Annotated in this window: 24 protein-coding genes; 19 read left to right on the top strand and 5 right to left on the bottom strand. The window is 73.0% G+C overall.

Annotated elements, in window-relative coordinates:
• The first annotated feature begins 91 nt into the window (after nucleotides 1-91).
• Nucleotides 92-622, top strand: a complete 531-nt coding sequence (locus EW117_RS03275) for a hypothetical protein (RefSeq protein ID WP_129783593.1) — start codon at nucleotides 92-94, stop codon at nucleotides 620-622.
• A gap of 30 nt (nucleotides 623-652) precedes the next feature.
• Here EW117_RS03275 and EW117_RS03270 read toward each other — a convergent pair whose 3' ends face one another.
• Genes EW117_RS03270 through EW117_RS03255 form a run of 4 tightly spaced genes read right to left on the bottom strand, consistent with a single transcriptional unit; the run spans nucleotide 653 to nucleotide 4,594 of the window.
• Nucleotides 653-1,462: an ABC transporter ATP-binding protein gene (locus EW117_RS03270; RefSeq protein WP_129783591.1), complete on the bottom strand. Its 810-nt coding sequence runs from the start codon at nucleotides 1,460-1,462 to the stop codon at nucleotides 653-655.
• Nucleotides 1,462-2,532, bottom strand: a complete 1,071-nt coding sequence (locus tag EW117_RS03265; protein ID WP_207211727.1) for a FecCD family ABC transporter permease — start codon at nucleotides 2,530-2,532, stop codon at nucleotides 1,462-1,464. Before EW117_RS03265 ends, EW117_RS03270 begins: the two co-directional genes overlap by 1 nt.
• Nucleotides 2,529-3,548 carry a FecCD family ABC transporter permease gene (locus EW117_RS03260; protein WP_129783589.1) on the bottom strand — a complete coding sequence of 340 codons (1,020 nt, stop codon included), beginning with the start codon at nucleotides 3,546-3,548 and terminating at the stop codon, nucleotides 2,529-2,531. Before EW117_RS03260 ends, EW117_RS03265 begins: the two co-directional genes overlap by 4 nt.
• Nucleotides 3,545-4,594 (bottom strand): ABC transporter substrate-binding protein, encoded by a 1,050-nt coding sequence (locus EW117_RS03255; protein WP_129783587.1) that lies wholly within the window; start codon nucleotides 4,592-4,594, stop codon nucleotides 3,545-3,547. The genes EW117_RS03260 and EW117_RS03255 overlap by 4 nt, the downstream gene beginning before the upstream one ends.
• A 188-nt stretch (nucleotides 4,595-4,782) precedes the next feature.
• Between EW117_RS03255 and ftsY the strand changes: the two genes are divergently transcribed.
• From ftsY to EW117_RS03165, 18 genes are all read left to right on the top strand, one after another.
• Nucleotides 4,783-5,958 carry a signal recognition particle-docking protein FtsY gene (gene ftsY, locus EW117_RS03250; RefSeq protein ID WP_129783585.1) on the top strand — a complete coding sequence of 392 codons (1,176 nt, stop codon included), beginning with the start codon at nucleotides 4,783-4,785 and terminating at the stop codon, nucleotides 5,956-5,958.
• Nucleotides 5,959-6,249: 291 nt separating this feature from the next.
• Nucleotides 6,250-7,557 carry an ammonium transporter gene (locus EW117_RS03245; protein WP_129783583.1) on the top strand — a complete coding sequence of 436 codons (1,308 nt, stop codon included), beginning with the start codon at nucleotides 6,250-6,252 and terminating at the stop codon, nucleotides 7,555-7,557.
• Nucleotides 7,558-7,600: 43 nt separating this feature from the next.
• Nucleotides 7,601-7,939: a P-II family nitrogen regulator gene (locus EW117_RS03240; RefSeq protein ID WP_129783581.1), complete on the top strand. Its 339-nt coding sequence runs from the start codon at nucleotides 7,601-7,603 to the stop codon at nucleotides 7,937-7,939.
• A 20-nt stretch (nucleotides 7,940-7,959) separates the two neighbouring features.
• The gene (locus EW117_RS03235; RefSeq protein WP_129783579.1) at nucleotides 7,960-9,777 is read left to right on the top strand and encodes a [protein-PII] uridylyltransferase family protein; all 1,818 of its coding nucleotides are present in this window, start codon (nucleotides 7,960-7,962) and stop codon (nucleotides 9,775-9,777) included.
• Nucleotides 9,778-9,811: 34 nt separating this feature from the next.
• Nucleotides 9,812-11,449, top strand: coding sequence for a signal recognition particle protein (gene ffh / locus EW117_RS03230; protein ID WP_129783577.1), 1,638 nt, complete (start codon nucleotides 9,812-9,814; stop codon nucleotides 11,447-11,449).
• A 126-nt stretch (nucleotides 11,450-11,575) separates the two neighbouring features.
• A complete protein-coding gene (locus tag EW117_RS03225; protein ID WP_129783575.1) occupies nucleotides 11,576-12,697 on the top strand; it encodes an amidohydrolase family protein in 1,122 nt (373 codons plus the stop codon).
• 299 nt (nucleotides 12,698-12,996) lie between these two features.
• Nucleotides 12,997-13,422 carry a 30S ribosomal protein S16 gene (rpsP, locus tag EW117_RS03220; RefSeq protein WP_129783573.1) on the top strand — a complete coding sequence of 142 codons (426 nt, stop codon included), beginning with the start codon at nucleotides 12,997-12,999 and terminating at the stop codon, nucleotides 13,420-13,422.
• Complete coding sequence (locus EW117_RS03215) at nucleotides 13,422-13,661, top strand: RNA-binding protein (RefSeq protein ID WP_129783571.1); 240 nt, start codon at nucleotides 13,422-13,424, stop codon at nucleotides 13,659-13,661. The genes rpsP and EW117_RS03215 overlap by 1 nt, the downstream gene beginning before the upstream one ends.
• 79 nt (nucleotides 13,662-13,740) lie before the next feature.
• Entirely contained in the window at nucleotides 13,741-14,307 is a 567-nt protein-coding gene (gene rimM, locus EW117_RS03210; protein ID WP_129783569.1) for a ribosome maturation factor RimM, read from the top strand.
• A 1-nt stretch (nucleotide 14,308) separates the two neighbouring features.
• On the top strand, nucleotides 14,309-15,100 hold the full coding sequence (gene trmD, locus EW117_RS03205) for a tRNA (guanosine(37)-N1)-methyltransferase TrmD (protein ID WP_129783567.1): 792 nt from the start codon (nucleotides 14,309-14,311) through the stop codon (nucleotides 15,098-15,100).
• 254 nt (nucleotides 15,101-15,354) lie between these two features.
• A complete protein-coding gene (gene rplS, locus EW117_RS03200) occupies nucleotides 15,355-15,702 on the top strand; it encodes a 50S ribosomal protein L19 (RefSeq protein WP_129783565.1) in 348 nt (115 codons plus the stop codon).
• 156 nt (nucleotides 15,703-15,858) lie between these two features.
• The gene (gene lepB, locus EW117_RS03195; RefSeq protein WP_242504060.1) at nucleotides 15,859-16,680 is read left to right on the top strand and encodes a signal peptidase I; all 822 of its coding nucleotides are present in this window, start codon (nucleotides 15,859-15,861) and stop codon (nucleotides 16,678-16,680) included.
• Nucleotides 16,681-17,373 carry a ribonuclease HII gene (locus EW117_RS03190; protein ID WP_129783563.1) on the top strand — a complete coding sequence of 231 codons (693 nt, stop codon included), beginning with the start codon at nucleotides 16,681-16,683 and terminating at the stop codon, nucleotides 17,371-17,373.
• A gap of 7 nt (nucleotides 17,374-17,380) precedes the next feature.
• Entirely contained in the window at nucleotides 17,381-17,680 is a 300-nt protein-coding gene (locus EW117_RS03185; RefSeq protein ID WP_119137991.1) for a DUF2469 domain-containing protein, read from the top strand.
• 201 nt (nucleotides 17,681-17,881) lie between these two features.
• The gene (locus EW117_RS03180) at nucleotides 17,882-18,313 is read left to right on the top strand and encodes a YraN family protein (protein WP_129783561.1); all 432 of its coding nucleotides are present in this window, start codon (nucleotides 17,882-17,884) and stop codon (nucleotides 18,311-18,313) included.
• Entirely contained in the window at nucleotides 18,313-19,860 is a 1,548-nt protein-coding gene (locus EW117_RS03175; RefSeq protein WP_129783559.1) for a YifB family Mg chelatase-like AAA ATPase, read from the top strand. The genes EW117_RS03180 and EW117_RS03175 overlap by 1 nt, the downstream gene beginning before the upstream one ends.
• Nucleotides 19,853-21,130: a DNA-processing protein DprA gene (gene dprA, locus EW117_RS03170; RefSeq protein ID WP_129783557.1), complete on the top strand. Its 1,278-nt coding sequence runs from the start codon at nucleotides 19,853-19,855 to the stop codon at nucleotides 21,128-21,130. Before EW117_RS03175 ends, dprA begins: the two co-directional genes overlap by 8 nt.
• A gap of 54 nt (nucleotides 21,131-21,184) precedes the next feature.
• Nucleotides 21,185-22,138 carry a tyrosine recombinase XerC gene (locus EW117_RS03165; protein WP_422890111.1) on the top strand — a complete coding sequence of 318 codons (954 nt, stop codon included), beginning with the start codon at nucleotides 21,185-21,187 and terminating at the stop codon, nucleotides 22,136-22,138.
• Between the two features lie 39 nt (nucleotides 22,139-22,177).
• Here the strand turns inward: EW117_RS03165 and EW117_RS03160 are convergent, their stop codons facing one another.
• Nucleotides 22,178-22,867 carry a M23 family metallopeptidase gene (locus EW117_RS03160; protein ID WP_242504059.1) on the bottom strand — a complete coding sequence of 230 codons (690 nt, stop codon included), beginning with the start codon at nucleotides 22,865-22,867 and terminating at the stop codon, nucleotides 22,178-22,180.
• Between the last annotated feature and the right edge of the window lie 62 nt (nucleotides 22,868-22,929).

The following is a 22,929-nucleotide window of genomic DNA, read 5'->3' as shown; positions in this document are numbered from 1 at the left end:
AGAGATTTCTCCTCGCGAAACCGTGCGTGTTGCGCGGCGTGTCGCGGTCGTCTGCGCGGCACGACCGGACAAGACACGACACAATAGCCCTATGTGGTGGTCGGTCATTCTGCTCGTGGTGTGCCTGGTCCTGGCGGTGGGTGTCTTCGTCGTGGCCAGCCAGATGGACGCGCCCACGAACAAGGCCGAGCAGGTCTCGTTCGTCCAGTGGTTCAGGTCCGGCCTCGCTCAACTGCGCGGTGACGTGAAGAGGCGCCGGGACGGCCGCCGGCGCGGCGCCTCCGCGGTCGCGACGCACGCAGTAGGCGCCCCGTCCGTCTGGGTCGGTAAGCCGCCCGTGATCAAGCCCGACACCAAGCCGGTGGACATGGGGATGTCCGAGTTCTTTGCCGCGACCATCGAGTCCAAGCCCGGCTACGTCGACGCCGAGGAGCTGACCGACGTCCTGAACCGCGCGCGGGACCAGGCGCAGAAGACGCTGCACGTGCCGCTCGGCACGGTCCCGCTCAAGCCGGTCAACCGCGTTCCTGGCCAGCTACGGGCGGTGCGTCCGGTGCAGAGCGTGCAGAAGATCTCGCAGGAGCCGCCGGCGGACCAGGGCCCGGCCCAGGCCGCGAGCTAGCCGCTCGCGCAGGTCCCGGCCGGCGCGCGGTCAGCCCTGCACCGTCCGGTGCGAGACGATCACCGGCGTCCCGCTGAGCGGATCCGCGAGGATCGACGCCTCGACCGAGAACACGTCGCGCAGGAGGTCCGCCGTGACCACCTCGGCGGGCGCGCCCTCCGCGACGATCTCGCCGTCGCGCATGGCGACGATGTGGTGGGCGTAGCGGCACGCGAGGTTGAGGTCGTGCAGCACCATGACCACCGTCCGGCCGTGATCCCGGTTGAGCGTGGCGACCAGCTCCAGGACGTCCAGCTGGTGGGCCATGTCGAGGTACGTCGTCGGCTCGTCGAGGAGCAGCAGGTCGGTGCGCTGGGCGACCGCCATCGCGATCCAGGCCCGCTGGCGCTGCCCGCCGGACAGCTCGTCCACGTCCCGCCCGGCCAGCTCTTCGGTGCCGGTGGCACGCAGCGCGTCCGCCACCGCCTCCGTGTCGGACTCGCCCCACTGGTGCCACCAGCTCTGGTGCGGGTGCCGTCCTCGGGAGACGAGGTCCCGCACCGTGATCCCCTCGGGCGAGACGGGCGACTGCGGCAGCATGCCCATGACGCGCGCCACCTCGCGGGTCGGCAGCTCCGAGATGGCCCGACCATCCAGGAGCACGGTCCCGCTCGCCGGCGGCAGGAGGCGGGCGAGGCCGCGCAGCAGGGTCGACTTGCCGCACGCGTTGGGCCCGACGATGACGGTGACCTTCTGGTCGGGCACGTCGAGCGACAGCTCCCGCACCACGGCCCGGTCGCCGTAGCCAAGGTTGACGGCGTCGGCCCGCAGGCGGGCGTCGGACGTGATGACCGTGTTCATCAGGGGGTCCCTCTCGTGGAGCGGCGGCGCTGCAGCAGGTACAGCAGGTAGGGCGCGCCGACCAGCCCGGTCAGCACGCCCACGGGAAGCTGGGACGGCAGCGCGGTGCGGGCGACGGTGTCCGCCACCAGCACGAGCGAGGCGCCGGCGGCGCCCGCCAGGAGCGGCGGGATGTCGGGGACGGCGGCGAGCCGACGCGCCACCTGCCCCGAGACCAGCGCGACGAACGCCACGGGGCCGGCCGCCGACGTGGCGAGCGCCGCCAGGCAGACCGCGATCACCAGCAGCACGGCACGGGCGCGACCCGGCCGGACGCCCCAGCCGGCCACGACGTCGTCCTCGAAGAGGAGGGCGCGGTTGGTATGGGCCAGCACGAGGGCGGCGGGCACCAGCACCGCCACGCCGACGAGCACCGGCATGGCCTCGCCCCAGCCGCGCGCGTTCAGGCTGCCGGTGAGCCAGGCCGCCGAGCGCTGCGCGTCGTAGACGTCGATGCGGGTCAGCAGGAACTGCGTCAGCGCGGTGAGCGCGGCGGACAGCGCGATGCCGACCAGGAGGATGCGGCGGCCGCGCAGGGCGCCGCCCAGGGCGAGCAGCGCGATCAGTGCGGCCGCGCCGAGCCCGCCCACCAGGGCGGCGACCGGGACCGGGACGACGCCGACGGGCCCGCCCAGCGAGCCGATGGCGATGACGGCGACGACCGCCACCGAGGCGCCCGCGCTGATGCCGAGGACGTCGGGGCTGGCCAGCGGGTTGCGCAGCACGCTCTGGCTGAGCCCGCCGGACACGCCGAAGGCGGCGCCCACGACCATGGCCAGGACCACTCGGGGCAGCCGGACCTCGAGCACCGCGTACACGGTGTTCTCCGGCCCGCGGCCCTGGAGCGCCGCCCACAGCGCCGCGGGTGACGTGGCCTCGTCGCCGAGGCTCAGGGCGACGGCGGTCACGACGACCAGGAACAGCCACGCGCCGAGGACGGCGGCGACCACCCGGCTCCGGGGCCGCGGCCGGGGGAGCAGGGAGCGCAGGGCTCGCGGCGAACGCCTGGTGCGCGGCGGGGCGGCGATCACTGGGCACGCTCCTTCGCGCGGCGGGTCAGCCAGATGAAGAACGGGGTGCCCAGCAGCGCCGTCACGACGCCTACCTGCACCTCGGCGGGGCGGGCGACCAGGCGGCCCACGACGTCGGCCGTGACCAGCAGCAGCGGCCCGAGCACGGCCGAGAGGGCGAGCACGCGGCGCACGTCGGTACCCACCAGGGCCCTGGCGATGTGCGGGATGACCAAACCCACGAACGCGATGGGCCCGGCCAGGGCCACCGCCGTGCCCGACAGCAGCACCACTGCCGCGCCCGCGAGCAGCCGCGTGCGCACGACGGCGACGCCGAGCGCCGCTGCCGTGTCGTCGCCCAGGGCCAGGGCGTTGAGCGAGCCGGACACGACCATCGCGAGGATCGCGCCCGCCACGGCCGGCGGGATCGCGGGCAGCAGCACCGCGGGATCGGGCAGGTCGAGCGCCCCCACGACCCAGAACCGGTACTGGTCCATGGTGGACGCGCTGAGCAGCACGGTCGCCGAGACGGCCGCGGCGAGGAAGGCGGTCATGGCCATCCCGGCGAGCGTCATGTTCACGGGCGTGAGCCCCTCGGGCGAACGGCTCGCGAACAGGTACACGGCGGCCGTGGCCAGTGCCGCGCCAGCCAGTGCGAGCAGCACGCGGGGGATCCCCGCGCCGAGGCCCAGGAAGGCACTGCCCGCCACCACGGCCACAGCGCCTCCGGCGGAGATGCCGAGCAGGCCGGGGTCGGCCAGGGGATTGCGGGTCACCGCCTGCGCGAGCACCCCCGCCACCCCCAGCGCGCACCCGACCAGCAGGCCGAGCAGGGTCCGGGGCAGCCGCAGCTCCCAGATGACCGTCGCGGCCACGCCCTCGTGGCCCAGCAGGCCGGCGAAGGTCTCGGCCGGGGACAGTACCCGGGTGCCGACGGTCACGCTGGCGAGCGTGGCGACCGCGAGCAGGACGAGCGCGCCGAGCAGGACCGCGGTGAGTGCGGTCCTGCTCGCCGGAAGGGTCCGGGGTGCGCTCACCGCTGGTCGGCGGCGATGGCTTCCAGGTCGTCGAGGACCAGCTCGGCCCCCGCCACACCCAGACCCAGGTACCAGGTCTCGTCCGGCACCTCCCGCACGACGCCGCGGTTCGCCACCGCGGGGACCTGGTCCCACAGGGGGCCGTCGACGACCGCCGCCTGCTCGGTCGAGTCGGGCTCGCCGTAGGTGCCCCACAGCAGCCAGTCGCCCTCGGCGAGGGTGATCTCCTCCGCCGAGATCTCCACGGCGAGGTCGGCGATGTCCTCGGTCTCGGGCCGGGGCAGCCCGGCATCGGCGAGGACGATGCCGATGAACGAGTCGTTCGCGTACAGCCGGATCTGCCCCGCCATGAAGCGCAGCATGGAGATGGTCGGGGCGGTCCCGCCGTTCGCCTCGGTGACGGCGGCGCCGACCTCGGCCGCGCGCTCCTCGTAGGCGTCCAGCAGCTCCTGGGCGCGCTCCTCCTCGCCGACGGCGGCCGCGTTCAGGAGAAAGTTCTCCTTCCACAGGACGCCGGGGCGCGGCGCGAGCACGGTCGGCGCGATCTCCTGCAGCTTGCGCTTGAGCTCGTCGTCGTCGATCCGCAGCGACGTGCCGAGAATGAGGTCCGGCTCGAGGTTCTTGATCTGCTCGAGGTCGAGGGCGTCGTAGGCGCCCAGGTCGACGGCGTCGCCGACGTCCAGGTAGTCGGGCGCCATGCCGACGTCGGCCGGGTGGGCGATGCCGACCGGCTCGATGCCCAGGGCAGCCATGTTGTCCAGCTCGCCCGTGTCGAGCACGACGACGCGCTCCGGCTTGGCCGGGATCTCGGTCTCGCCGACCTCCTCGTTGGCCACGAGGTTGCGCACGGTGCGGGGGAACTCGCCGGGGGCGGCATCGGTGCCGAGCTGGGCGGCGAGCTCGCGGACGTCCGCGAACCCCTCCTGGCCGGTGGCGACGTTCGACTTGTTGTCGCCGGTGCCGGAGTCGTCCGTCGGGCCGCAGCCGGTGAGCAGAGCGGCGCCCAGGACGAGGGCGGCGACGGTCGCGGAAACTGCGCGGGGCATGGTTGTTCCTCTGTCTGTGGTGACGGCCGCGCACGGCCGTGGTTCCGGGCCGGCGCGGGCTTCAGGCTCGTTCCCGCGCGGCCACGTCACCCTACACTCGCGAATTAGGCAAGCCTAAGCAGGGCTCGGTTGCCGGACGCCGTCGCACCGGCTCCCGCACCCCGTCCGCGGGATGAAAGAATCTGGGCGTGAACGAGCTTCCCTGGATCGAGATCATCTCCGCCGTCGTCGTCCTCGCGGGCGGTGGCGGCATCGCCGGACTCCTCGTCGCCCGACGCCGGAGGCGCGGCCAGGACCAGGGCGGCGGTCAGGCGACCGTCGAGCGTGCGCCGGAGGTGGCGGTCGAGCCGGAGGTGTCGACGGACGCGGCTGGTGGGGCACCGGTCGAGGCCCCGGCTCCACCCCGCGAAGCCGTCGAGACCCCCGCGCCCACCGCCGGCCGCCTGGTGCGGCTCCGCGACCGCCTCGCGCGCTCGGGTTCGCCGCTGGGCGCCCGGCTGCTGTCCGTCCTGTCCCGGGACGCGCTCACCGAGGACGACTGGGACGAGATCGAGGAGGAGCTGCTCCTCGCGGACGTCGGCGCCGGCCCGACCACGGAGCTGCTGGACGCACTGCGCACCAAGGTCCGCGTGCTCGGCGTGCGTGAGCCCGTCGCCGTACGCGACCTGCTGCGCTCCGAGCTCGTGACGCTCCTGGAGCCGGGCCTGGACCGGACGCTCAAGACCGAGCCGAGCACCACCGCGGACGGCACGCACCTGCCCGCCGTGACCCTCGTGGTCGGTGTGAACGGCACCGGCAAGACGACGACGGTCGGCAAGCTCGCCCGGGTGCTCGTGGCGGACGGCCGCAGCGTCGTGCTCGGCGCCGCCGACACCTTCCGCGCCGCGGCTGCCGACCAGCTCACCACGTGGGGCAACCGGGTGGGCGTGCCGACGGTGCGCTCCGACCGTGAGGGCGCGGACCCGGCGTCCGTCGCGTTCGAGGCCGTCGCGCGCGGGCGCGACGAGAAGATCGACGTCGTGCTCGTGGACACCGCGGGGCGCCTGCAGAACAAGGCCGGCCTCATGGACGAGCTCGGCAAGATCGTGCGGGTCTCCAGCAAGGTCGCCGCGCCGAGCGAGGTGCTGCTGGTGCTGGACGCGACGACCGGGCAGAACGGGCTCTCGCAGGCGCGCGTCTTCGCGGAGGTCGCCGGCGTCACGGGCATCGTGCTGACCAAGCTGGACGGCACCGCCAAGGGCGGGATCGTGGTGCAGGTGCAGCGGGAGCTCGGCGTGCCGGTCAAGCTCATCGGCCTCGGTGAGGGACCGGACGATCTGGCGCCGTTCGACGTCGAGGAGTTCGTCGACGGCATTCTTGGATAGGTTTCGCGCGCGGGAATTATGTAGTGCTTTTCCTCGCGCCGAGGAACCGTCCAATATGTGAGAAGATTCCCGCTTGTGGCACGACATCACAGGCGCGTCGCGCTCGAATCACGATCAGATCACGGTTGGCCCGAATATTTAGCCCAATTCGACCGCGAAATGAGACGTTTACATTCTCCCCGCCTGCGTCACGTATTCGTAACCTCAGTGCAGGTCACGCGTAACGCCTTCCCGCGACGGTAGTCGCGGTGGGCCGAGTCAAGAGGACCGGTCCGGGGAGAGAGGCATCTGATGGAATTCGAACTGGACAGTGGAAACACTGCCTGGATGATCACGGCCTCCTCGCTCGTGCTGCTGATGACGCCGGGCCTGGCGTTCTTCTACGGCGGCATGGTGCGCGGGAAGAGCGTCCTCAACATGATGATGATGAGCTTCAGCTCGATCGGCGTCGTCGGTCTGATCTGGGTGCTCTACGGCTACTCGCTGACCTTCGGCACCGACATCGGTGGCGTCATCGGCAACCCGGCGGACTTCTTCGGCCTCGCGATCACCGACGCCGAGTCCCTGATGGCCGCCGTCGGGGTTCCCGCCACCGTCGCGGCGGGCTACCAGGCCACGTTCGCGATCATCACGGTCGCCCTAATCTCCGGCGCCATCGCCGACCGCGCGAAGTTCGGCACCTGGATCGCCTTCGCCGCCCTGTGGGTCACGCTGGTCTACAGCCCCGTCGCGCACATGGTGTGGGGCGGCGGCCTCCTCGGACCCGAGGGCCCGATCGCCACGGCCCTGTCGGTCCCGATCGACTTCGCCGGCGGCACCGTGGTGCACATCAACGCCGGCGCCGCCGGTCTGGCGCTCGCGCTGATCATCGGCAAGCGCAAGGGCTTCGGCACGGTGGCCATGCGTCCGCACAACCTGCCGTTCGTCATGCTCGGCGCCGCCCTCCTGTGGTTCGGCTGGTTCGGCTTTAACGCCGGCTCGGAGTTCGCTGCCGACGGCACCGCCGGCCGCGCCTGGCTGAACACCCTCGTCGCGACCGGCGTCGCGATGCTGGCCTGGATGGCCACCGAGAAGTTCCGTGACGGCGCGCCCACCACGCTCGGTGCCGCCTCCGGTGTTGTTGCCGGCCTGGTCGCCATCACCCCGGCCGCCGCCGCTGTCGACACCTACGGCTCGATCGCCATCGGCCTCGTGGCCGGCATCCTCTGCGCCCTCGCCGTGGGTCTGAAGTACAAGTTCGGCTACGACGACTCGCTCGACGTCGTCGGCGTGCACCTGGTCGGTGGCCTCGTCGGCACCGTCATGATCGGTCTCTTCGCCACCGACAACGCCGAGTCCTTCGGCGTCTGGTACCCGGAGGGAGCGCTCAACGGCCTGTTCTACGGCGGCGGCGCCGTGCAGCTCGTCACCCAGATCGTCGCCGCGCTGATCGCCGTCGTGTTCAGCTTCGTCGTCACCGCGATCATCGCGTACGCGCTCAAGGCCATCATGGGCTGGCGCATCTCCGAGGAGGCGGAGGTCAGCGGTATCGACCTGGCCTCCCATGACGAGACGGCGTACGAGGTAGCGACCGGCTCCACCGTCACCGAAGTGCGCTGACCGTGACTACGGTGCAGCAACCGACTCTGAAGGAGGTACGCGCATGAAGCTCGTCACGGGTGTCATCCAGCCCCACCGTCTCGACGACGTGAAGACGGCGTTGGAGGGTGCGGGGGTTCGCGGTATGACCGTGAGCGAGGCCAGCGGCTACGGCCGGCAGAAGGGCCACACTGAGGTCTACCGCGGTGCTGAGTACACCGTCGACCTGGTGCCGAAGGTCCGCATCGAGGTGCTCGTCACGGACGAGGACGTCACCGCGGTGACGGACGCGATCGTCGGCGCAGCCCAGACCGGCAAGATCGGTGACGGCAAGGTGTGGGTCGTGTCGGTCGACGACGTGGCCCGCGTGCGCACCGGCGAGCACGGCGACGCCGCCCTCTGACCGGGAGTGTTCCTCGACGCATGACAGATGACCCGGTGCCTGGGGGCACCCGGGAGCAGGCGGAGGCCCCGCACCCCACCGCAGGGGTGCGGGGCCTCCGCGACGAACTCCTCTCCATCGCCGCCGACCTGACGGGTCCCGGCCGCTCGGGCCTGGCCCGGCGGTCCGCCGTCGGGCAGCGGGTCACCGAACGCCTGGGCGCCCTGTTCGCGGAGGCGACCGACGACGTCGACCCGTCGGGCATCGCCCTGGCCGCTGTCGGGAGCCTGGGCCGGGGCGAGCTCGGCCCGCTGAGCGACCTCGACCTGGTCCTGGTGCACGACGGCCGCACCCACGGCGCGGACGAGCTGCAGCAGGTGGCCGAGCGGCTCTGGTACCCGCTGTGGGACTCCGGCGTCGACATCGACCACGCCGTGCGGTCCCTGAGCCAGTCGCGGCAGGTGGCGGCGAGCGACCTGCCGGCGGTGATCGGCTGGCTCAGCGTGCGGGCGGTGGCGGGCGACGCCGTCGTCGTGCACCGGGCGGCGTCCGCCGTGCTGACGGACTGGCGCGCCGCCGCGCGGCGGCGTCTGCCCGAGCTGATCACCTCCACGCGCGACCGCGCGCAGCGCGCGGGGGAGCTGGCCTACCTGATCGAGCCCGACCTCAAGGAAACGCGCGGCGGCATGCGGGACGCGATCCTGCTCTCCGCCCTGGCCGCCACCTGGCTCACCGACCGCCCGCACGGCGCGGTCGACGCCGCCTACACGCACCTGCTCGACGTGCGCGACACCCTGCAGGTGGTCACGCGTCGGCGGACCAGCCGCCTTCTGCTGGCCGACCTCGAGGACGTCGCCGAGCGCACCGGGCACGACGACGGCGACGAGCTGCTGGCGAGCCTCGCGGAGTCGGGCCGGGTCATCTCGTACGCGCTCGACATGACGGTCCGCCGGGCCCGGCAGGCCCTGTCCCGCCCGGTGGGCGTGGGCAAGCCGATGGTGGTGCGCGGACGGCGCACGCCGCCGCGCCTGCGGTCCGTGGGCGACGGCCTGGTGGAGCACGACGGCGAGCTCGTGCTCGGGGTCGGCACCCGGCCGGCGGAGGACCCGCTGCTGCCCCTGCGCGCCGCGGCGACGGCGGCCCGGACGGGGCTCGTGCTGTCGCCCGTGACCATCCGGAGCCTGGAGCAGTGCCCGCCCCTGCCCGAGCCGTGGCCGCCGGCCGCGCGCGAGAGCCTGCTCGCGCTGCTCGCCGCGGGGCCGGCGCAGATCCCGGTCTGGGAGGCGCTGGACCTCGCCGGGGTCGTCACCTCGTGGTTCCCGGAGTGGGCCGACGTGCGCAACCGGCCGCAGCGCGCGGCGATCCACCGGCACACCGTGGACCGGCACCTCGTCGAGACGGCCGCCGTGGCGGCCAAGCTGCGGCGTCGGCTGCCGGAGCTCGCGCCCGGTGCCGGGCAGCGCGGAGGAGTGTCGCCCGGTGACCTCCTGCTGCTCTCTGCGCTCCTGCACGACATCGGCAAGGTGCGCGGCGCGGCCGACCACTCGGTGGAGGGCGCCCGGCTGGTTCCGGGCATCCTGGTCCGGGCGGGCTTCGGCACCGAGGTGGTCGACGACGTCACGCGGCTCGTGCGGCACCACCTCACGCTCGCGGACCTGGCGACCAGAGCCGACCCCGACGACCCGGACACGGTGACGACGCTGCTGGAGGCCGTGGACCACCGCCGCGACCTGCTCGACGTGCTGCGCGCCCTGACCGAGGCGGACACGACGTCGCTGGGGCCGAAGCACTGGACGGAATGGCGGGCCCGGCTCGTGGACGGGCTCACGGAGCGGGCCCGGCTGGCGCTGGCCGGATGAACGGGTGGTCACCCTTCTCGTTTAGGCTGTGTCCGTGTTCAATTCCCTGTCCGACCGGCTTACCTCGACGTTCAAGAACCTGCGCACGCGGGGCCGTCTCTCCGAGGCGGACATCGACGCGACCGTGCGGGAGATCCGCCGCGCCCTCCTCGACGCCGACGTCGCGGTACCCGTGGTGCGCGAGTTCACGGCGGCGGTGCGCGAGCGCGCGCTGTCGTCGGAGGTCTCCGGTGCGCTGAACCCGGCCCAGCAGGTCGTCAAGATCGTCAACGAGGAGCTCGTCGGCATCCTCGGCGGGGCCACGCGTCCGCTCACGCTGGCCAAGACGCCGCCGACCGTGATCATGCTCGCGGGTCTGCAGGGCGCCGGTAAGACCACGCTGGCCGGAAAGCTCGCGCACGCCCTGAAGGGGCAGGGCCACACGCCGGTGCTGGTCGCCGCCGACCTCCAGCGGCCCAACGCCGTGACCCAGCTGTCCGTGGTGGCCGAGCGCGCCGGCGTGCCGGTGTTCGCGCCGCACCCGGGCAACACGTCGGAGGCCGACGACCCCGCGGCCGACGCGCCGCTCATCGGTGACCCGGTGGGTGTGGCGAGGGATGGTGTCGCCTATGCGAAGGAGCGCCAGCACGACGTCGTGATCGTGGACACCGCGGGCCGCCTCGGTATCGACGAGGTGCTCATGCAGCAGGCCTCGGACATCCGCGCCGCGGTGAACCCGGACGAGGTCCTGTTCGTCATCGACGCGATGATCGGCCAGGACGCGGTGAACACCGCCAAGGCGTTCGCCGACGGCGTCGACTTCACGGGCGTGGTGCTCTCGAAGCTGGACGGTGACGCCCGCGGTGGCGCCGCCCTGTCGGTCGCCAAGGTGACCGGCCGGCCCATCATGTTCGCGTCCACGGGCGAGAAGCTCACGGACTTCGAGGTCTTCCACCCCGACCGCATGGCGAGCCGCATCCTCGACATGGGTGACGTGCTCACCCTGATCGAGCAGGCCGAGAAGGCGTTCGACGCCGGCGAGGCCGAGAAGATGGCGGCCAAGGTCGCCAGCGGCGAGGACTTCTCGCTCTCGGACTTCCTGGTGCAGATGCAGCAGCTGAAGAACATGGGCTCGATGAAGAAGATGCTCGGCATGCTGCCGGGCATGGCCCAGATGCGCGACCAGCTCGACCAGTTCGACGAGCGCGAGGTGGGCCGCATCGAGGCGATCATCCACTCGATGACGCCGGCCGAGCGCGACAACCCGAAGATCATCAACGGCTCGCGCCGCGCCCGCATCGCCAAGGGTTCCGGCACCACGACGACCGCCATCAACCAGCTCCTGGAGCGGTTCGAGAACGCCCAGAAGATGATGCGCCAGATGTCGAAGGGCGGCGGCATGGGCCCGGGTGGGATGCCCGCGATGCCCGGCGGCCCCGGCATGGGCATGGGCAAGAAGTCGCGCGGCAAGACGCAGCCGCCCAAGAAGGGCAAGAAGGGCAAGTCCGGGAACCCGGCCAAGCGCGCCCAGCAGGAGAAGGAAGCCATGCAGCGCGCCCTCGGCGGCGGCCCCGCCGCCGCGCCGTCAGCGCCGGCCGGCTCGGCCTTCGGCGTCGGCCAGAAGAAGGACGAGGCGCCCGACCTGAGCAACCTCGAGCTGCCGGCGGGCCTGGAGAAGTTCCTGGGCCGGTGACGGCCGGGTGGGTCCCGCCGTAGGGCGGGGTTTTGTGGTTCCGAGGGGTGCCTCCGGCGCCCGAGGTAGGCCCCGAGCGGGGCAGGGCGTGTCCACAGGGCGAATCGGGGAGAACGAAGGAGCCGGATGTCTGCGCTGGAAGGTCCGACCGTGGCGATCCGTGGGCGCGTCCTGCTGGGTGACGACCGCGAGGCCGAGGAGCTCTGGGTCCGTGGCGGCCGCGTCAGCCTGACCCGCCCGTCGGCGCAGGGCACCAACATGCGGGTGCTCGAGGGCTGGGCGCTGCCCGGCCTGGTCGACGTGCACTGTCACATCGGGCTCGCCGCCGACGGCGCGGTGCCCGACGAGGAGGCCGAGAAGCAGGCGGTGGCCGACCGGGACTCCGGGGTGCTGCTGATCCGCGACGCCGGCTCGCCGCTGGACACGGCGTGGGTGCACGAGCGCAGCGACCTGCCGCACCTGCTCCGGGCGGGCATGCACCTGGCCCTGCCGAAGCGGTACCTGCGCAACTACGGGCTCGAGCTCGAGTCCCCGGAGCTGCTCCCGGCGGCCGTGCGTACGCAGGCCCGCCGGGGCGACGGCTGGGTCAAGATCGTGGGCGACTGGATCGACCGCGCGCTCGGGGCCGACGGCGACCTGCGGCCCCTGTGGCCCGACGACCTGCTCGCCGAGGCGGTAGCCGTCGCGCACGCCGAGGCGGCCCGGGTGACGGTGCACGCCTTCGCCACCGAGACCATCGACGGGCTGCTGGCCGCCGGCGTCGACTGCATCGAGCACGGCACCGGGATGACCGCCGACCACATGGCAGAGGCCGCCGAGCGCGGCATCGCCGTCACGCCCACGCTGCTGCAGGTCGGCCAGTTCGAGAACATCGCGGCCCAGGCCGACGGCAAGTACCCCGTGTACGCAGAGCGGATGCGCGCCATGCATGCGCGCCGTTACCAACAGGTGCGCGACCTGCACGAGGCGGGTGTGCAGCTCCTGGTCGGCACCGACGCCGGCGGAACCATCTCGCACGGCCGGATCGCCGACGAGTGCGCCGAGCTGGTCGCGGCCGGCATCCCGGCGTCCGAGGTGGTGGCCATGGCATCCTGGCGGGCCCGCGACTACCTGGGCTTCGGGGCCGTCGTCGAGGGCTCGAGCGCGGACCTCGTCGTGTACCCGGCGGATCCCCGCGAGGACATCGAGGTCCTGCGCCACCCGACCGCGGTGATCCTCCGCGGCACGGTCTACCCCGCCACGTCCTGACCCGACCCCGATCCGCCGAGGTAGAACCCTGGCGAGGTAGGACTGTGGCGAGGTAGAACTCTGGCGAGGTAGAACTGCAGCGCGAAGCTGCAGTTCTACCTCGCCACAGTTCTACCTCGCGGTCGTGGAGTGTGACGCAGGCGCGGTTGGTGGGGCCTCTCGGCGTCTGGCACAATGTGCAGGTACTCGGCGTGCCCGGGCCCCTCTCACCCGGCCAGGCTGCGTCTCGGTCCTCCACACTGCTTCACCCCACGTCGCGGTGCTCGGACCATCCCATCAGAACCAGGAGAGACCACTTCGTGGCTGTCAAGATTCGTCTCAAGCGCCTCGGCAAGATCCGGGCACCGTACTACCGCGTCGTCGTCATGGACTCGCGCACCAAGCGCGACGGCCGTGCGATCGAGGAGATCGGCAAGTACCACCCGACCGAGGAGCCGTCGCTCATCGAGATCAAGTCGGAGCGCGCGCAGTACTGGCTCGGCGTCGGCGCGCAGCCGACCGAGCAGGTCGCCGCGCTCCTCAAGGTGACCGGTGACTGGCAGAAGTTCAAGGGCCTGCCGGGTGCCGAGGGCACCCTGAAGGTCAAGGGCGAGAAGGCCGACGCCACCGCCGCCATCGAGGCCGTCAACACCGACGCCGAGAAGGCCAAGGCCAAGGCTGCCGAGAAGGCTGCTGCTGCCGCCGCCGAGGCCCCGGCTGCGCCGGCCGAGGGCGACGAGGCCTGATGCTCTCGGAGGCCCTCGAGCACCTGGTGCGCGGCATCGTGGACAACCCGGAGGACGTTCGCGTCTCCGCGAAGACGCTGCGCCGTGGTGACCTGCTCGAGGTCCGCGTGCACCCCGACGACCTGGGCCGTGTCATCGGCCGAGGTGGTCGCACGGCTCGCGCTCTGCGCACCGTGATCGGTGCGCTCGCCACCGGTGGCCCGGTGCGGGTCGACGTCGTGGACGTCGACCGGCGCTGAGCCCCGGCTGCTCAGCACGACGACGAGGCCCGGTCCGAACTCGGACCGGGCCTTGCTCATTCATTCTTCGAGGAGAGACATGCAGCTCACCGTGGCCCGCGTCAGCAAGGCGCACGGGCTGAAGGGCGAGGTCGCCCTGGACCTGCGCACCGACGACCCGGAGACCCGGCTCGCGGTGGGCGAGCGCCTCGAGACGGTGCCGGCCGACGTCGGCCCGCTGACCGTGACGCACTCGCGCGAGCACCAGGGCCGGTGGTTGGTCACGTTCGCCGAGATCACCGGCAGGACCGCGGCGGAGGAGCTGCGCGGAACAGAGCTCGTCGTCGAGGCGGACGCCTCCGACGAGGAGGACGCCTGGTACCCGCACGAGCTGGAGGGCCTGCGCGCCGAGCTCGCCGACGGCACGGTCGTGGGCAAGGTTGTCACGCTGGAGTACCAGCCCGCCCACGAGGCGCTGCTGATCGAGGAGACACTCCCCGACGGCGGCACCGCACGCACGCTGGTCCCGTTCGTCATGGCGATAGTGCCCGTGGTCGACGTCGCGGGCGGCCGCGTGGTGCTGACCCCGCCCGGCGGCCTGCTGGCCCGTGATGCGGACGCCGCGATCGTCGACCGGGAAGACGACCTCGACCGGGAAGACGACTGAGGTGCGCGTCGACGTCGTCTCGATCTTCCCGGACTACCTGTCCGTGCTCGACCTGTCGCTGGTCGGCAAGGCGCGGCAGCGCGGCCTGCTGGACCTGCGGGTGCACGACCTGCGCGACTGGACGACCGACCGGCACCGCACCGTGGACGACACCCCGTTCGGCGGGGGAGCGGGCATGGTCATGCGGCCGGACGTCTGGGGCCTTGCGATCGACGAGGTCTTGGACGCCAACGCGGCAGGCGCCCACCTGATCGTCCCGACGCCGTCCGGCGAGGTGTTCACCCAGCGGCACGCCGAGGAGCTGGCGTCGGCCGAGCAGCTCGTGTTCGCGTGCGGTCGGTACGAGGGCATCGACGCCCGCGTGGCCGAGCACTACCGCGCCGCGGGCGTCACGGTGCGGGAGCTGTCGATCGGCGACTACGTGCTCAACGGCGGCGAGGTCGCCTCGCTCGTCATGATCGAGGCCGTGGCGCGGCTGATCCCCGGCATGGTCGGCAACCCGGACTCCCTGGTCGAGGAGTCGCACGGGGCCGCGGGGCTGCTGGAGTACCCCGTGTACACGAAGCCGCCGTCGTGGGCGGACCTGGAGATCCCCGAGGTACTGCTGTCGGGGCACCACGCGAAGATCGAGCGCTGGCGTCGCGACCGCGCGCTGGAGCGGACGGCGCGCCTGCGCCCCGACATGATCGCGGCGCTGGACGTCGCAGGCCTGGACAAGCACGACCTGTCGCTGCTCGCTGAGCTCGGCTGGGTGCCCGCCCCGGACGACGGCGGTGGGCTGACGCGGGCCTGACGTCCGGCGTGCCGCCGTGCGCCGGACGTCACACCTGCTCGGGGCGCCGGTCCGCACATTCGTGTGGCAGAATTACCCGTCGGTGCGTCGCCGGTCAGGTCTCTGCCACAGGGGACGACCGGGGCGGTCAACCGCCCCTGACCGGGCCAAGCCGCACCGCGATCATCATCATCCTTCGGGACCCTGACGGCCTGACCGGCCGGGGCAGGGCCCACGATATTCGCGCCTGACCTGTGGCAGGCCCGGAGAGAACAATGCAGAAGCTCGACATGATCGACACCGCCTCACTGCGGTCCGACATCCCGGAGTTCCGCGCCGGCGACACGGTCAAGGTCAACGTCAAGGTCGTCGAGGGCAACCGCTCTCGTATCCAGGCGTTCCAGGGCGTCGTCATCTCCCGCCACGGCGGCGGGATCGGCGAGACGTTCGCGGTCCGCAAGGTCAGCTTCGGCGTGGGCGTGGAGCGCAAGTTCCCGCTGCACGCGCCGACCATCGAGTCGATCGAGGTCGTGACCCGCGGTGACGTCCGCCGCGCGAAGCTGTACTACCTGCGCGAGCTGCGCGGCAAGAAGGCGAAGATCCGCGAGAAGCGCGACGCCTGACGCTTTCAGCACGCAAATCGGCGCCGGCCGTCATCCTCGGTTCGAGGGTGGCGGCCGACGTCGTACCTGCCCCGGTCTGTGGTGATATCCGACGGGGTCCGTGTTCACCCGCGAGACCATTTCGCCGGGGACGCTTCGAGGTGACAGAGTTACCTCGTGACGAGTTTCGACCGGGTGGCGCCGCCCACCCCTATCGATGGGACGCCCTTGAGCGCAGCAGATCCGTGGGAGAACAGCGGGGCGCATCGTCGGGGTGGGGCAGCGCACGGTCGGGAGCCGAGGAAGCAGCAGTCGGGCCTGGTCGCGATGCTCAAGGAGATCGGGATCATCGTGGTCAGCGCGCTGATCCTGTCCTGGCTCATCAAGACCTTGCTGGTCCAGCCGTTCTACATTCCGAGCGCCTCCATGGAGGACACGCTCACGGAGGGCGACCGCGTCATGGCGTCGCGGCTGACGCCGGGGCCGTTCGACCTGCAGCACGGGGACATCGTCGTCTTCGTGGACCCGGGCGACTGGCTGCCGCCGTACGTCCCGCCGGAGCGCGGGCCGGTCGGCGACGCCCTGGTCTCGTTCCTGACCACCGTGGGCCTGCTGCCGCAGGACACCGGCGACCACCTCATCAAGCGCCTGATCGGGCTGCCCGGTGACAAGGTCGTCTGCTGCGACGCCGAGGGGCGCGTGTCGGTGAACGGCACGCCGATCGACGAGACGAGCTACATCAAGCCCGGGTCGATCCCGAGCCAGGACCAGTTCGACGTCACCGTGCCCGAGGACATGCTGTGGGTGATGGGCGACAACCGCCAGGACTCGATGGACTCGCGCTACAACCGCGGCAAGCCGGGGGGCGGGTTCGTGCCCGTCGAGAACGTGGTGGGGACGGCGTTCGCCACCGTGTGGCCGCTGAACCGGCTGGACTGGCAGAGCCGGCCCGACGACGTCTTCAGCGCTGTCCCCGACGCGCCTCCCGCGGGGGAGTAGGTGGTCCGGACGGTACCCACGCTGCGACAGGAACGAGCACTTCTCGCCTCCGGCGCCCGCCTCGTGGCGGGCATGGACGAGGTGGGCCGTGGCGCCCTCGCCGGCCCCGTCAGCGTGGGCGTCGTGGTGGTGGACGCCGCCACGCGCACCGGGCCGAAGGGCGTTGCCGACTCGAAGCTCCTGACGCCGGCCGCGCGTGAGGCCATCGCGCCGGCCGTGCGGCGGTGGGCGGTGGCCTGGGGTGTCGGCCACGCCGGGCCGGCCGAGATCGACGAGATCGGGATCATCGCGGCCCTGCGCAAGGCCGGACGCCGCGCGCTCGCGCAGGTACGGCTCATGTGCGGCGACATCGACGTCGTCGTGCTGGACGGCAAGCACGACTGGCTCTCCGCGCCGTCGCTCGACCTGTTCGCTGCGACGGACGCCCTGGACGACGACCTCCCGGCGCCCGCCGTCCGGACGCTGATCAAGGCTGATATGACCTGCACCTCCGTGGCCGCCGCGAGCGTGCTGGCCAAGGTGGAGCGTGACGCGATCCTGGTCGAGCTGGCGCAGCGACATCCCGAGTACGCCTGGGACCAGAACAAGGGCTACAGCACGGAGTCCCATATGGACGCCCTCGGGCTGCACGGGCCGACGCCGCAGCACCGCAGATCCTGGAACCTGCCCGGAACCGAGGCGTCGGTGGGATGATGTCGTCGTGAGCGCCGAAGACCTCGAGAACTACGAGACGGAGATGGAGCTCGCGCTCTATCGCGAGTACCGCGACGTGGTGGGCCTGTTTTCCTACGTGGTGGAGACCGAACGCCGGTTCTACCTGGCCAACCAGGTGGACCTGCAGGTGCGGTCCGCGGCGGGCGAGGTGTACTTCGAGCTGCGGCTCGGTGATGCCTGGGTGTGGGACGTCTATCGCTCCGCGCGCTTCGTGAAGTCGGTGCGCGTCGTGACGTTCAAGGACGTGAACGTCGAGGAGCTGGCGAAGGCGGAGCTCGCGCTCTGACCGTGCGCGGTCGTGGCCGGACCGGCTCGCCTCGCCCGTCCGCCTGAAACTCGTCGAGGGCCGGCACAGACCCTCCTGACGGGATTCCAACGGTCCGAGCGTTACCTCGTACCTGTGGATCGTCGATCTGTGCACAGACGGGAGAGCGGTGCCGCCGGGCGGCCCCCTTCGTGACCAAGGCTGGTCACGGAGGTGGACGCGATGGCGAAGAAGGACGGCGTGGGCCGGTACGGCGAGCGGGTAGCCCTGCGGCACGTGGCGGAGCGCGGCTGGGAGGTGCTGGACACCAACTGGCGCGGCAAGGACGGGGAGCTCGACATCGTCGCCCTCGACGGTGACGTGCTCGTGGTGGTCGAGGTCAAGACGCGGTCGGGGCACGGGTTCGGCCACCCGGCGGAGGCGGTCACGCCCCGCAAGCTGGCTCGCATCAAACGGCTCACGGGGCAGTGGCTCACCGTGTTCCGGGAGCGGCTCGCCGCGGCGCGGCTGGCCGAGGAGGCGACGCCGGGCAGCCCGGTACCGGTGCTGTCGGATCAGCGCACGCGCTTCGGGGCCATCCGGATCGACGTCGTGGCGGTGACGCTGCAGCAGCAGGGTCGCGCCGTCGTCGAGCACATCGAGTCGGTGGCCTGATGGGCATCGCGACCACGCGGGCGGTGTCGCTCGTCGGGATGCAGGGCCACGTGGTGGAGGTGCAGGCGCACCTCGCGGCGTCGGTCCCCGGGTTCACGCTGGTGGGGCTGCCCGACGCCGCCCTCAGCGAGTCCCGCGACCGGGTGCGGGCGGCGGTGACCTCCACCGGGCTGCCGTGGCCCGTCCGGAAGATCACGGTGAACCTGTCGCCGGCGTCGCTGCGCAAGCAGGGCAGCGCGTACGACCTGGCGATCGCGGTGGCGATCCTGGCGGGTGCTGAGGGACCGTCGTCCGCCGGGCTGAGCCGGCAGGGCCTGGACCGGGTGGTGCACCTCGGCGAGCTGGGGCTCGACGGGCGGCTCCAGCCGGTGCGCGGGGTGCTGCCCTCGGTCGCGGCGGCCGTGGACGCCGGGTACCCGGACGTCGTGGTGGCGGCGGGCGACCTCGACGAGGCGCGGCTGGTGCCCGGAGCGCGCGTCGTGGGCGCGGCGAGCCTGGCCGAGGTGGTGGCGCTGCACGGCGGCCCGCCCGAGCTCGTGCGTGATGTGGTGGCCGTCCGGCCGACCCGCACCGCGCTGTCCGCGCGGCTGCCCGGCGACCTGGCGGACGTGATGGGGCAGGAACGTCCCCGCGCCGCCCTGGAGGTGGCTGCCGCGGGCGGCCATCACCTGCTGCTCGTCGGGCCGCCGGGTGCGGGCAAGACCATGCTCGCGTCCCGCCTGCCGGGGATCCTGCCCGACCTGACGGACCGGGAGGCCGTCGAGGTCACCGCCGTGCACTCCGTGGCGGGTACCTTCGACCCGGGCGGGGGACTGATCCGCCGGCCGCCGTTCGAGGACCCGCACCATACGGCCACCCAGGCGGCGGTCGTGGGTGGTGGGTCCGGCATCCCTCGTCCGGGGGCGGTGTCGCGGGCGCACCGCGGCGTGCTGTTCTTGGATGAAGCTCCGGAATTCGGCAGCAAGGTGCTGGAGACGCTGCGCCAGCCGCTGGAGCAGGGCGAGCTCGTGATCCACCGGTCGGGCGGCGCGGCGCGCTACCCGGCCCGGTTCCAGCTCGTGCTCGCCGCCAACCCCTGTCCGTGCGGTCTTGCGGTCGGCAAAGGGCTGGAGTGCAGCTGCTCGCCCACGGTGCGGCGCCGGTACTTCGCGCGGCTGTCCGGTCCGCTGCTGGACCGGGTGGACGTGCAGGTCGAGGTGCAGCCCGTCGACCGCGTCGAGCGGCTGGAGGGCACGTCCGAGGCGACGTCGTCGGTGGCCGCCCGGGTGCTGGCGGCGCGGGAGGCGGCGCGGGCGCGCCTCGCGGAGACCCCCTGGTCGACCAACGCCGAGATGCCGGGGCGGTTCCTGCGGGACCTGCTCAGGCCGCGGCCCGGCCTGCTTTCGCCGATCGAGTCGGCGATGACGGACGGCCGGCTCAGCCTGCGCGGCGTGGACCGCGTGCTGCGGATGGCCTGGACCATCGCGGACCTCGCGGGGCGCGCGGCGCCCACGGTGTCTGACGTCGGGAACGCGCTGCTGCTGCGCACGGGGGGCGACCATGGCTGAACCGCTCTTCGAGCTGCCCCGCGCCGGCCTCGGGTTCGACGCCGACGACCCGGTGCTGGCCCGGGCCGCGTGGAGCCGGATCGCCGAGCCCGGGGATCCGGTGGCCGGCGCGCTGGTCGGCAACCTCGGGCCCGTCGAGGCGCTCGACTGGCTGGTCGACGCCGCTCGGGCGCCCGAGCGCGCCGGCGCCGTGCTCCGGCGGATCGGCGGCGGCGCGGCGAACCCGGGCGGCCGGGCCGACGCGCCGGGACACCTGCCCGGGCCGGCCGTGGAGGGACCGTCCGGCGGAGGGGCGCGAGCGGCCGGTCTGGTCGTGGCCGCCGTGCAGCGCTGGGCACCTCGGCTCGAACGTCTCGACCCCGAGGGCGAGCTCGCGGTGCTCGGCCGGTACGGCGGCACGTTCCTGATTCCGGACGACTCGCGCTGGCCGACGGCGTTTGCCGGCCTCGGCGCCATGGCCCCGCTGTCGCTGTGGGTTCGTGGCGACCCGGACCTGGCACGGCTGGCGGAGCGTTCGGTGTCGCTGGTGGGTTCGCGCGCCTGCACCGACTACGGCATCCGCGTGACGCGGGCGCTGTCGTGCGGCCTGGCCGACCGCGGGTTCACGGTGGTCTCCGGCGGTGCGAACGGCATCGACGCGGAGGCGCACCGGGGTGCGCTCGTGTCGGGGGCGCCGACCGTGGCGTTCCTGGCGGGTGGCGTCGACCGGCTGTACCCCGCGAGCAACACCGACCTGCTGCGGCGGACCATCGAGCAGGGCGCGGTGGTGGCGGAGGCCCCGCCCGGGTCGGTGCCGGGCAAACAGCGGTTCCTGAAGCGCAACCGGCTGATCGCGGCGCTGACGTCGGGCACCGTGGTGATCGAGGCCTCGGTCCGGTCCGGCGCCCTGTCCACGGCCAACCATGCGGTGACGCTGCTGCGACCGCTGGGGGCCGTACCGGGGCCGGTCACGTCGATGGCGTCCGCGGGCTGTCACGAGCTGCTGCGCCGCGGTGCGGCAGTGTGCGTCACGGACGCGGCCGAGGCTGCGGAGCTGGTCGGTGACGTGGGCGAGACCGCGCCGCGGCGGCGCGGCGAGTCGCGACCCGGCGACGACTTGGACGCTGCGGGCAAGGCCGTGCTCGATGCCCTGCCCGTGCGCAAGCCGGCGCACGAACGCTCGATCGCCCGCGCGGCAGGACTGGCGCTCGGCGACGCGACGGGGGCGCTCGGGCTGCTGGAGCTGATGGGCCTGGCCGAGCAGAAGGGCGGAGGCTGGCTCAGGCGCTGAGCGCGGCGGCGCGCCTTCTTCGCCCGGCGGCGAGCGAGTTGCACACTGGCAAACGTGGACCTTACCGACCTGTCCGGCCTGCCTCGGCTACCCGAGCCGCTGTCCGACGCCGTCTCCCGGTTCGCCAGCTACCTCGACGCGCAGCGCGGGCACTCCGCCCACACGCGGCGCGCCTACGTGGCGGACGTGACCGACCTCCTGCGGTACGCGATGCGGCACGGCAGCACGCGGCTCGATGCCATCGACCTGACCCTGCTGCGCGGCTGGCTCGCCTCGCAGTCCGACCGTGGGCTCGCCCGCTCCACGCTCGCCCGCCGGGGCGCCTCCGCTCGCGCGTTCCTGCGCTGGGCGCACCGCTCGGGGCTGGTGCCCGTGGACCCCTCGGCCCGCCTGGCGAGCCCCAAGGTGCCCCGCACCCTGCCTACGGTGCTCGACGTGGAGGCGGCGAGCCGCCTGCTCGACGGCGCCCGGGCCGCCGCGGACGAGGCCGACGACGCGTCGCGGCCGGCGGCCCTGCGCTCGTGGGTCGCCGCCGAGCTGCTGTACGGCGCGGGGATCCGTGTGGGCGAGCTGGTGTCGGTCGACGTCGGGCACGTCGACTCCCGGGACCGGCTCGTGCGCGTGCTCGGCAAGGGCGGCAAGGAGCGGGTGGTGCCGTTCGGCATCCCGGCGGCCCGGTCCGTCGAGGCGTGGCTGACCCATGGCCGGCCCGCGCTGGCGACGGCCGCCACGGGCGACGCCCTGCTCGTGGGGGAGCGTGGCGGACGCTGGGGGCAGCGGCAGGTGCGGGAGGCGGTACACCGCCTCGCGGCCCAGGCCGGGGTCGACGACGTCGCGCCGCACGCACTCCGGCACTCCGCCGCCACGCACCTGCTGCAGGGCGGCTCCGACCTGCGCGCCGTGCAGGAAGTGCTGGGCCACGCCAACCTGGCGACCACCCAGCGCTACACCCACGTGGACGCCGAGCGGCTGCGTAGCGTCTACGCCCAGGCCTTCCCCCGCGCCTGACCCGCACCCCCACAGGACCTCGGCGGCCTCCCGGGGTGGTCAGTGGTCCGGGAGGAGGACTATCGGCGGGCGGTCCAGGAGCGACAGCGGGTCGATGTAGCGCTCGCCCCGGCGCACGCCCCAGTGCACGCAGGACCGGGGCGCGCAGTGGTTCGGCGTCGTGCCGTCCCCTCCGCCCGCGGGCTTGCCCTCCACGACGCCGATCGCGCTGCCCGCGGCGACGGCGGTCCCGACCGGCACGGACGCCGCGACCGGCTCCAGGCTGGTGCGGAGGCCGTCCGGATGGGTGACCACGACGACGCCGCGCCGCGCCACCTGCCCGGCGAACGTCACGACTCCCGGTCCCGGGGACAGGACCGGCGAGCCCTCCGGTGCCGTGAGGTCGACGCCGCGGTGTCCGGCGCCCCACTCCTCCTCGGGCGGGTCGAACGTGTGCTCCACGCCCGACGGCGGATCGACGCCAGGCACGGGCGGGACGTAACCGGTCGCGGTGGGCGGGGTGTACCCGGTCGCCGCCGGCGGGATGCCGCTCGCCGGAATTACCGGAACGTCGCCGTCCGCCGGAACGCCCACCCCCGCCGCGACCGCGACGTCGGGCCCGGAGCGCAGCGCGGCAGCGGGGGCGCCTGCCGAGAGCGCGACGAGAACGACGGCGAGCAGCACGGTCAGGACCGATGCGCGGAACCGGCCGAGAGCGGGTCCGGGGGTGCGGGTCAGGAGAGTTGTCATGCGGCGAGCATCACCCGTCGCGGCGACCCAGAGCGGCCGCCGGAGGGCCGCCTGTGCACAAG

The organism is Promicromonospora panici (assembly GCF_900608595.1).
Lineage (GTDB): Bacteria > Actinomycetota > Actinomycetes > Actinomycetales > Cellulomonadaceae > Promicromonospora > Promicromonospora panici.
Note: the sequence above shows the minus strand (reverse complement) of the source record. Positions and strands in the feature narration are given on the sequence as shown.

Bases quoted from the DNA above. Each gene is read 5' to 3' on its own strand.
- EW117_RS03275 (WP_129783593.1), top strand. From the start codon at position 92: ATGTGGTGGTCGGTCATTCTGCTCGTGGTGTGCCTGGTCCTGGCGGTG.
- EW117_RS03270 (WP_129783591.1), bottom strand. From the start codon at position 1,462: ATGAACACGGTCATCACGTCCGACGCCCGCCTGCGGGCCGACGCCGTC.
- EW117_RS03255 (WP_129783587.1), bottom strand. From the start codon at position 4,594: ATGCCCCGCGCAGTTTCCGCGACCGTCGCCGCCCTCGTCCTGGGCGCC.
- EW117_RS03245 (WP_129783583.1), top strand. From the start codon at position 6,250: ATGGAATTCGAACTGGACAGTGGAAACACTGCCTGGATGATCACGGCC.
- EW117_RS03240 (WP_129783581.1), top strand. From the start codon at position 7,601: ATGAAGCTCGTCACGGGTGTCATCCAGCCCCACCGTCTCGACGACGTG.
- EW117_RS03235 (WP_129783579.1), top strand. From the start codon at position 7,960: ATGACAGATGACCCGGTGCCTGGGGGCACCCGGGAGCAGGCGGAGGCC.
- EW117_RS03225 (WP_129783575.1), top strand. From the start codon at position 11,576: ATGTCTGCGCTGGAAGGTCCGACCGTGGCGATCCGTGGGCGCGTCCTG.
- EW117_RS03215 (WP_129783571.1), top strand. From the start codon at position 13,422: ATGCTCTCGGAGGCCCTCGAGCACCTGGTGCGCGGCATCGTGGACAAC.
- rimM (WP_129783569.1), top strand. From the start codon at position 13,741: ATGCAGCTCACCGTGGCCCGCGTCAGCAAGGCGCACGGGCTGAAGGGC.
- rplS (WP_129783565.1), top strand. From the start codon at position 15,355: ATGCAGAAGCTCGACATGATCGACACCGCCTCACTGCGGTCCGACATC.
- EW117_RS03180 (WP_129783561.1), top strand. From the start codon at position 17,882: ATGGCGAAGAAGGACGGCGTGGGCCGGTACGGCGAGCGGGTAGCCCTG.
- EW117_RS03175 (WP_129783559.1), top strand. From the start codon at position 18,313: ATGGGCATCGCGACCACGCGGGCGGTGTCGCTCGTCGGGATGCAGGGC.
- dprA (WP_129783557.1), top strand. From the start codon at position 19,853: ATGGCTGAACCGCTCTTCGAGCTGCCCCGCGCCGGCCTCGGGTTCGAC.
- EW117_RS03160 (WP_242504059.1), bottom strand. From the start codon at position 22,867: ATGACAACTCTCCTGACCCGCACCCCCGGACCCGCTCTCGGCCGGTTC.